Origin of the sequence: Butyrivibrio proteoclasticus B316 (assembly GCF_000145035.1) — a bacterium.
In the GTDB taxonomy this organism is placed as follows: domain Bacteria; phylum Bacillota; class Clostridia; order Lachnospirales; family Lachnospiraceae; genus Butyrivibrio; species Butyrivibrio proteoclasticus.
In genome coordinates this window covers 292,884-302,358 of the sequence record NC_014388.1, presented here as the reverse complement: position 1 = coordinate 302,358, position 9,475 = coordinate 292,884, and the positions used below count along the sequence as shown (strand labels likewise).

The window sequence follows — 9,475 nt, the reverse complement described above, 5'->3', positions numbered from 1 at the left end:
AAGTCCCCCACAATATGCTAGTTCCCTTTTTATGCACCCTTAACAACACTAATCGATTCCTTTTTAGTTCACTTTTATTAAGTAACAGAAAAAATAACATTCCCTTTTTATTTACTTATTCAATATTATATTCCCTTTTTTGTCACTTACAACCTTATTTTGCCTATATTTTGTGGGTTTGTCAAATATTATATACAAAATTGTGTTGACTTATCTAGTCTATATAATTTATTCCCTTTTTGTGCACCTTTCAAATATTAAACGCCCCTTTATTTCTCTTTTGACTTATTTGGTTTGACCGTTTTAGTTATTTATAATCCCTTTTTATTCACTTTTAGCACCCTTTTTATACCTTTTTACCACAAAAATTATTTTTTGAGACATTTCTATCTTATTATGTCTTTTCGTTCCCTTTTAGTTCACCTATATATTCCCTTTTTGTACACCTTTTAAATAATGCAGCTTAAATTTCCGCGATTTTAAGCGGTTTCTCTGCTTCCTCTTTTCAAAATAATTGGTTGCGCCCTTTTATGTCACCATTCCCTTTATAGTCACCTTAATCAGTTATTTATCTTCCTCTCTCTTTTTACATCAACTTAATGTTCTGATCATAATTCATTATTTATTATTGTTTGTGCTTATTATTGACTAATATACTTAATACTTCATATTATTTCTTTCATATATATAAAGAGTAGGAGCATTATACCTGAATAATGCTCCTACTACTGTACTTCTTTCCTCCTGGCCTCCCCAGACTACTGAAACTTAAAAGATATTTATCTTTATCCATTCCCTTTTATTACACCATCTATTCCCTTTTTGTTCACTTTTAATTATTTATTCCCTTTTTAGTCACCCTTTAAGCCTTAATTGGTCTCTTTTGGTACCTAAAACTATAACTTTACATCCAGCATTATTCATGCCCTTTTTGTTAACCTTTCACCCCTATTTTGACCACTTTTCCATCCCTTTTTATTATCTTTATCATCCCTTTTAGTTCACCTAAAAAAACTATAAACGCAGTATTTATCAGCTTTTGATACATGTATTAATTAATAAGCAATTGTAGTTATATATTTTTAAATAAACAACCAGATTTGTTGTTTATAAAACACTGATCTGGTTGCAATATCTTTTTTGTCATCTAAATGTCTTAAATTTATTGCTCTTTTTCTCTTTCTAGTTTTCTTATATTTGACAATTGTAAGTTATTTATCAAAACAAATGTATTATTTTTTGAATTGAGTTTTTTAGATTTGAAGAATCTAGGGATTGCAATGAAATTTTTCTTGCAGAAATGTATTATTTTGAAATAATGATGATTGTTTTACGAATTTTAAGATTTATTTATATTATTTCTATGTATGTTTACAATGGAACACTAATATATTACATATGATATACGAAATTAATTTTAATAATAATATATACATGTACTTCCGATTAATAAAAAGAAAATTAATTACTTTAATATTAAAAAAGCAATAGATATTTTAATAAAATACAATATCTATTGTTCCTCTTTTTATGTTTATAATAATGGCTGATTGTATTTATATGTATTTTTATTGACCTAAATGGTTTATATTTTCTTTATAATATTTTAATTTATTATATAATAACGCATAATATTATAATATGAATTAATTCTTACAGAATATATGCATAAATACTGTAATATTTTAAAACATAATTATCTTTAAATTTATTTGCTGTTTTTTGATTTTGAGATAAATTTTGCAATCATTAATTATTTAATAGCAATAATATCTTATGCTATCATTTAAGTGCTTATTATATGAGGCTTTTTCTTTGAATTATTTCTTAATTCATTCTTGCATTCTTATTTTTGACGATTTTTATAAATTGTTTACAATATAATAATTCTATTTTTATTATTGTTATGTAACCATTTCCCTGTTTTTACTCTTTAAATTACAAACAAACGACTAATGGTTAAATATGCTGCAATTCTTGATCTATATTAATTATTTTTTCTTCTTTTTATATTCTTGACTACTATTATTTTTATTTGTATCCAGAGGCTTGACGATTTTAGATCTTCTGGTTACAAAGTCCTGGTCTTTGGTATTATGTATAGATGAACTTTCTAGAATAAATTACAAAACATATATAACATATTTATAATATATGAATATTTGCTTTATATTTTAAATATATATAATATTACATATTTAATATATGAGTATTATATCATTTATTTATAATGTATTCAATATAATAACTCTATATATTAATTAATATAAATATAATATTATACATATATGCAATAAAGATATTATATTTAATAAATAATGCAATTATAATGAATAATGTTAATAATGTATATGTGAAATTTAATACCGATATAATATATTACATAAATATAATACATAAAACATATTACATATATAATAATAAATATATATGATATATATAATATGCTAGATATATAATTGAGCCATGAGAAATATATGTTATATAAGATATATTAGAGATATATTATCATGCTTTTAATATATCTCTAATAAGATATATTGAATATAACGATTATAAATAATATTTTGCAGATATAATATATATAACATGTATAATAAATATAAGATATTAAGAAATATGATCTTAAATAATAATAAGAGCTATATAATGCAAAAATAAAAATATATAGGGTGTATATAACATATATATGAATTCGTCTCTCTATAACCAGCGCCTAAGAATAAACAAATACAGAATGTACTGGCTCGCATAATATCAAAACTCAAAGCGATACTATATATGTTATATATAATTAGTAAAAATGTAATGATGATATATTAAATAGATCAGCAAAAATAGGGACTTTTAAAAAACAATTTAAATATAGAATATTGAGAAGGTTATATATAATATATAAATATGTACGAATAGAGAACAAGTATTATATGCTTTTAAGCAATGGAGTATAATAAATATATATATATCATATATAACTAAAACAAGTTTCAAAACAGGCATATATATAACATAAATAACAGCATAATTATCACCATATGGTATATAACAAATATATAATATATTAGGTAAATAATAAATATAATACAGCGAGCTGAAACTTAAAAATGATATATGAGCAATAATAAAAATAACATATATAATATATATAAAATGATAGCATATAAATTCAATTATGATATATGATGCATATTAATTATCTATGTTATATAATATATTTGGATTAAATGTTCCTGACAATAATGATTGATATATAACAAATATATGATATACATTAAACAAATATTTATAATTTATATATCAATTATAACATAAATATTAGATATGTAATATTTAACTTAAAGATGATAAATGAATTATATTAATGATATTTATTATTGAAAGTAAATAATAAATAGAATATAATTACTAAGGATATTAAAGAGAGATATATAAGCTATATATAAGTGGGAGGAGTTATGCGTACAATAGCATTTAGCAACCAAAAAGGGGGAGTAGCCAAGACTACATCCAGCTATGCGATGGCAGTTGGCCTTGCCAAAAGAGGATATAAAGTTCTAGTAGTTGATGCAGATCCACAGGAAAACCTGTCAATGTCTGCAGGAATAGATTTAAATGAAATTGATCCTGATCCGGAAGATATTGAGAAACTTACAGAAGAGCAACAGGACTACTTTTATGAGAATGTACCAGCCAAACTGTTTGAGGTTATGGCTAAGAGGAAGAATATCAATGAAGCTATAATACCAATATCTGAGAACCTTGATTTAATAGTTGGCGGTATAGATTTGGCTTCTGCTGATATGTCTTTTGCTGGTCTTGGAAGAGAGAGACTTATCAAGGAAGCATTTGAAGATCTGGATAAAGAGTATGATTTCTGTGTATTTGATTGCAGCCCTGCGCTTGGAGTTGTTCTTATGAATATTCTTACGGTTGCAGATGAAGTAATAATTCCATTGGAACCAGGAGCATATTCATTACAGGGATTATCCAGACTATACAAATTCATTGATCAGATTCATGACTATACAAATGATAAGCTTAGAGTTGACGGAATCCTTGTCACCAAAGTGAGAAACACGGCAAATGCCAAGATTTGGATTGGAGACATAGAGGAGAAAGCTCAGCTCCTTAACACTAAGGTATATAAGTCCAGAATAAGACTTAATGTATCGGTTGAGGAAGCACAGACAATGAAGATGGATCTATTTGAGTATGCTGGTGGATCTTCAGCTGCAAGAGATTATGATGACTTTATTGATGAATTCTTAGAGGAGGATAAGTGATGGCAAGTAAGGCTGACAGATTAAAAGGCGGAGCAAACAGAGCTTCAACTGGTTTGTTTGCGGGTATGACACCTCTTAATAAAGGTGCTGAGAAAAATGAAACTAAATCTAAGATTGAAAAAGTAAAAAAAGTAGAAGAAGTTTCTGAGATACCGGAGAAAGAGCAGGAAATTACGCCATCAGAGCCAGAAAAGGCTGCAGAATCAAATAAAAATATCGAAAAGGTAGTTCAACCTGTTATTGAGGAAGAAAAAACGAATACAGAGGTTTCTGAGACAAATATAGTTCAGGAAGAGGTACATATAGACAGAGATGAAGTACCTGTAATAGCTGAACAGCTTGGAGAGAAGATTGCAATGGTAAATAACGCTGCGGAAGCAAAAGCCCAGCAGATAATGCCTGAATATCAGACAATTCCGGAAGCAGTTCCGGTTCAGCAGTATATACCGGAGCCTTCAGTACAGCCTTATGTGCAGAATATGCAGATGCAGAATGTTCAGACACCACAGTATCAGCCGCAGACATATCAACAGATTCAGCCACAGAGTATTCCGGTTCAACAATATCAGATGCCTAATAGTTATCAGCAACCTGTTATGCAGCAGCCTGTGATGCCATCATATAATGAGCCTAAGCCAGCTAAAGCTACCAAGCAGGATAAGAGCAGATATGAAAAAGAGAAGTTCTTGCTGCTTGATATCAGAGGATATAGGGATTATGTGGAGCATATGGCCAAAGCCTCTAATATGTCTGCAACTAAGTATATCAGAAGCCTGATCGAACAGGATATGGTTAGAAATATGGATATATATCAGCAGCACAAACAGCTTGAAGAAGCGCTTAAAGCTAGAAGATAATTATTGTAGTAGTCTTTCCATTTCGTCCCAATCGAACATGGAAAGACTTTTTTTGAGCTCTTTTACAAGCTCTGCATCTTCGTTAGCCAGCTTATAGTTTTCAAGACCTTCAATAATCATCTCAGCGGAGTCGTAGTCCATTTGCTCAATTGTCTCCCTAAGAGATTCGTAAGCATCATTAAGATCCTGGCTGGATATAGGCTCTAAATCGCTATTTGACTTAGGATCATCACTAAGCTTTGAAAGGCTATCCTTAAAGGAAAGATAATCATTTATGAGCCTCTGATGCTTTTCTTTAATAAGCTCGATATTATTGCTCTTGCCAGCCATTTCAAGCTCTTCTGCAAGCTTGGATAATTTGCTTGCACCAATTATTCTGGCTGATGATTTAAGTGCATGTACTTTTATTGTGTATAGAGAATAATCGGCATCGGTAAAGGCTTTTTCGAGAACATCAGCATTGTAATCAATAGTATCATGGAACATCTTAAGGCTGGTAATGAATAGAGGAAATCCTCCAGAGGCCTGTATACCTTCATCTACGGAAATATTATCAACATCCTTGAGCCAGGAGAAGTCTTCCGCAGGGGAAGGAAGAGGCTCTTCAACCTTTTTATTATCCTCTGCATTGTAGATTTCTATTATGTCTTTGGGCAGATACTCGTATAGTGTCTGCTCTAACTTTTTGTAATCTATAGGCTTGGACAGATAGCCATTAAAGCCTTTTGAGACATAGAAGTTCGTACCACTTGGTTCGACGTTGGCAGTAAGGGCAAAGACTATCTGGTGGGGATTTAGCTCCCTTATTCTGGCTAAAGTCTCGATACCATCCATTCCAGGCATCATATGATCAAGGAGAATGATGTGGAAGGATTCTTTCTGGAGCAGTTCAAGACATTTTTCTCCGCTGTCTGCAGTCGTAATCTGAGCTTTTGTAGCATCGAGAAGGCCTTTTGCGACAACAAGATTCATAGGATTGTCGTCAACGACCAAAATCTTGGCTTTTTCTGCTATAAATGTCGGAACATAAGGTCCAACCTCAGCGTTACCATCATGCTCAATAAAAGCGCCTATAGGCTCAGAATCAACAATTACCTGATCCAAAGTCAGGATAAAGTCTGAGCCCTCTCCGTAGGTGCTCTCACACCAAAGGCGACCATTCATAAGCTCTGCAAAACGCCTGGAAATATCAAGACCAAGGCCGGTTCCCTGAATGCCGCTGTTTTTTTCTTCGTCAAGTCGTTCATAGGCGGAAAAGAGCTTTTCCATATTCTCAGCTTTGACGCCGATTCCAGTGTCTTTTACCGAGAAGCGGAGTGAGCATTTGTCAGCGTTTTTGGAAGTGACGGTAACAGTGAGTGTGAATCCGCCTTTTTCGGTGTATTTTACAGCATTAGTCAGAAGGTTAAGCACAATCTGCTTGATCTTGCCAATATCACCGTATAAACGTTTAGGAATAGATTCATCGATGTTTGTGTCAAAAGAGAGATCTTTTTCACTGCTCTTAACCCTGATCATGGTAATGATACCGCGAAGACATTCTACGGTATCGTATTCCTGCTCAACGAGGTGCATTTTGCCAGATTCAATCTTAGATATATCTAAAACATCGTTAATAAGCCCCAGAAGCGATTCTGCAGCATTTTTGATATCTACACCGTAATTTATCACAGCAGTATAGTAAGAATCAGGAACATTATCATGGGCTTCTCGTAAAAGAAGCTCATCCATACCCATGATTGTATTGATAGGAGTACGAATTTCATGGGACATATTGGCAAGAAACCTTGATTTTGCAGTATTTGCTCTTTCTGCTTCATCTTTGGCTATGGCTATTTCTTTGTACTGCTTTCTGATAATGGTTGATCTTAGAAAAGCCCATACAATCCATGCAATAAATAGTCCAACTAAAACAAATGAACCTATTTTTACACTAATACGTTCAAAGAATCTAGGCTTCTTGATGATCTTATAGGAATCATCCTGTAATACTTCAAGAGTATCGCTGCTAAGAACTTGGATATGAGCAGTGTAATTTCCGTATGGAAGATCAGTATATTCCAGGGATGTCATATAGCTTCGAAGATTTGTTATACCATCGTCGTTAGCACCCTCAAGTGAAACGTGAACTACAGGATTATTAAGGGTATAATCAAGAATTGCTGGTACTATTTTTACACGATTAGAAGAAGGCGGAATAGTATATACGCCGTTTGAATCAGGAAATATTGGCTGATCATCACTGTAAAGAGCCTGAATATCAGTTTTAACATTGATATCTATATCTGAATATTTTCTGATATTGACTCTGTTAACACCATCTGCCGATGAAATAAAAAGATTTCCGTCAGGAGAAAGATCATTATATGCATTTCTGGTAGGGGTGCTTGTAAGACCGTTATCTACGGTATACAAACGATATTCTATGATGTTATTGGAAAGGACTTCATCAGTATGAAGACGGCATAATCCATAGGCAGACAAAAGCCAAAGAGTGTTGTTGCTGCCGTTAAATACATCAAAGCTTCCGGAGAAGGGATATTCTGTTATATTTGTGATCACGCCATCTTTGATATAGGCTACAGAATTTGAAGTGAAAATCCAATTGACCTGATTTTTGGCATCCCTTTTGATCCTGGGCACAACTGTACTGGTCAAGCCCTCTTTGATGCCAATGTAGGTTACTTTTCCATCTTTTATCACGAAAATACCGCCGCCGTCAGTTCCTATGTAATACTCACCATCAAAACCTTCACTTACAGTCAATATAACGGTATCAAAAAGGCCGTCTTTTTCACTATATACTTTGACTATTCTATCGCCATTAATAACCGCTAAACCGTGGCTGGTTCCGACCAGTATTTGGCCGTCAGTAGTTTCGTAAATATTTCGGATTTCTGGGCTTGGAAGACCGTCTTTTACAGTAAAATTCTTGATCTTACCTTCCTTGGAATAGCGAACAAGGCCTAAATCTTCGTTATAAGTGGCTATCCATAAATTCCGCTTAGAATCTCTTTTAAGGCATCGTACACGGCTATTCTTAATTGGTTCAGTCAGCTTGTCATCCTGAACTTCTGTATAAGTCGATAAGTTAACAATGCGGATACCTGTGTCACTGCCTATATACAGATAGTTATCAATAATGCAATTAGAACTGGAGAGGATGTTGTCGAGACCCGCTCTGGTATTAATGTTTACAAAATTGCTGGTGACTATTTTCATTAGTCCCTGTCTGGATGATGCAACCCAGATATTTCCCTGATAATCCGGGATAACCATTTCTATACCAAGAGTGATTGGAAGATATGTGAGAGCAAATACAGAATTATCGTTCTGGATATATCCGATTTTATTGGCTGAGGCGAGCCAAATACGACCGCAGGCGTAGTTGATCCATCTTACAGAGCCTATGCTCGCGGCGTTAATTTGCTTCATTTGTTTGGTGGGTAACCCAAAATCACCATAATAAACATTACCATCGTTTGTGGCAATATATACTTTTCCTGACGCATTTTCATCAGCGTATATTGTTGTAATAGGGGTTTCAGAGATTTTATCTTCAGTGTAAAAAGATGAAATGACACCATTGTCAATTTTGAAAATATTCCCATTTTTAGTATATCCATAAACAGTTTTGTCTTTATCAGTTGTAAGCCGCAAAATACGATCGTGCTGTATTCTGGAATCTTTAATCATTTTAAAGTTATAGCTTTCGTCAGAATAATATACGCCGTCAGTGGTGCCTATATAGATGTTGTTATATTGATCTTCAGAAAAAGAGCGAATAGAAGTAGCAGTAAGGCCTTTCTTGTAACCGTACCGTTTAATATCGTTATCGCCATTATAAACAACAACTCCGTCACCGTTTGTACCAATCCAGATTTTGCCGGAATGATCTTCATACATAGTTCGTGCGCTTGAAAAGCCTTTTGTTGCATCAAATATAGTGATATTCAGGCCGTCATAGCGAATAACTCCGCTATAGGTGCCAATCCATATGTAGCCCTTCTGGTCGCAGAGAATACAGTTAGCATCAATGCTGTAGTCTCCAAGATCATCTAGAAGCAAGGGATAATAATTGGTATTGGCAATTTGCTTGGTAACAGCATAACCTCCGCCCATTTTGGCAGAAGAACTGTCTGTACTGCTTGCAGACGCAATGGTAGTGGGGAAAAGAGATATAGTTAACAGCGATATTAGAAAAAGAGAAAAGAGTCGTCTCTTACTCATAAAAATTCCTCAAAAAATCTGTGGCATTAAATCGCAACTGACTATATTATACAATTTAAAGCAACGGAAATTAGTTAATTAATAAATTTATAAGAAAGAAATAAG

The 9,475-nt window shown here is 32.8% G+C and carries 3 protein-coding genes; 2 read left to right on the top strand and 1 reads right to left on the bottom strand.

The window, feature by feature from the left end:
* Nucleotides 1-3,455: 3,455 nt before the first annotated feature.
* Nucleotides 3,456-4,283, top strand: a complete 828-nt coding sequence (locus BPR_RS16325) for a ParA family protein (RefSeq protein WP_013282591.1) — start codon at nucleotides 3,456-3,458, stop codon at nucleotides 4,281-4,283.
* On the top strand, nucleotides 4,283-5,140 hold the full coding sequence (locus BPR_RS16320) for a hypothetical protein (protein WP_013282590.1): 858 nt from the start codon (nucleotides 4,283-4,285) through the stop codon (nucleotides 5,138-5,140). Before BPR_RS16325 ends, BPR_RS16320 begins: the two co-directional genes overlap by 1 nt.
* Here the strand turns inward: BPR_RS16320 and BPR_RS16315 are convergent, their stop codons facing one another.
* Nucleotides 5,141-9,370, bottom strand: coding sequence for a hybrid sensor histidine kinase/response regulator (locus BPR_RS16315; protein ID WP_013282589.1), 4,230 nt, complete (start codon nucleotides 9,368-9,370; stop codon nucleotides 5,141-5,143).
* Nucleotides 9,371-9,475 lie beyond the last annotated feature (105 nt).

Excerpts from the sequence above, each read along its gene's own strand:
- BPR_RS16320 (WP_013282590.1), top strand. The coding sequence starts at position 4,283 with ATGGCAAGTAAGGCTGACAGATTAAAAGGCGGAGCAAACAGAGCTTCA.
- BPR_RS16325 (WP_013282591.1), top strand. The coding sequence starts at position 3,456 with ATGCGTACAATAGCATTTAGCAACCAAAAAGGGGGAGTAGCCAAGACT.
- BPR_RS16315 (WP_013282589.1), bottom strand. The coding sequence starts at position 9,370 with ATGAGTAAGAGACGACTCTTTTCTCTTTTTCTAATATCGCTGTTAACT.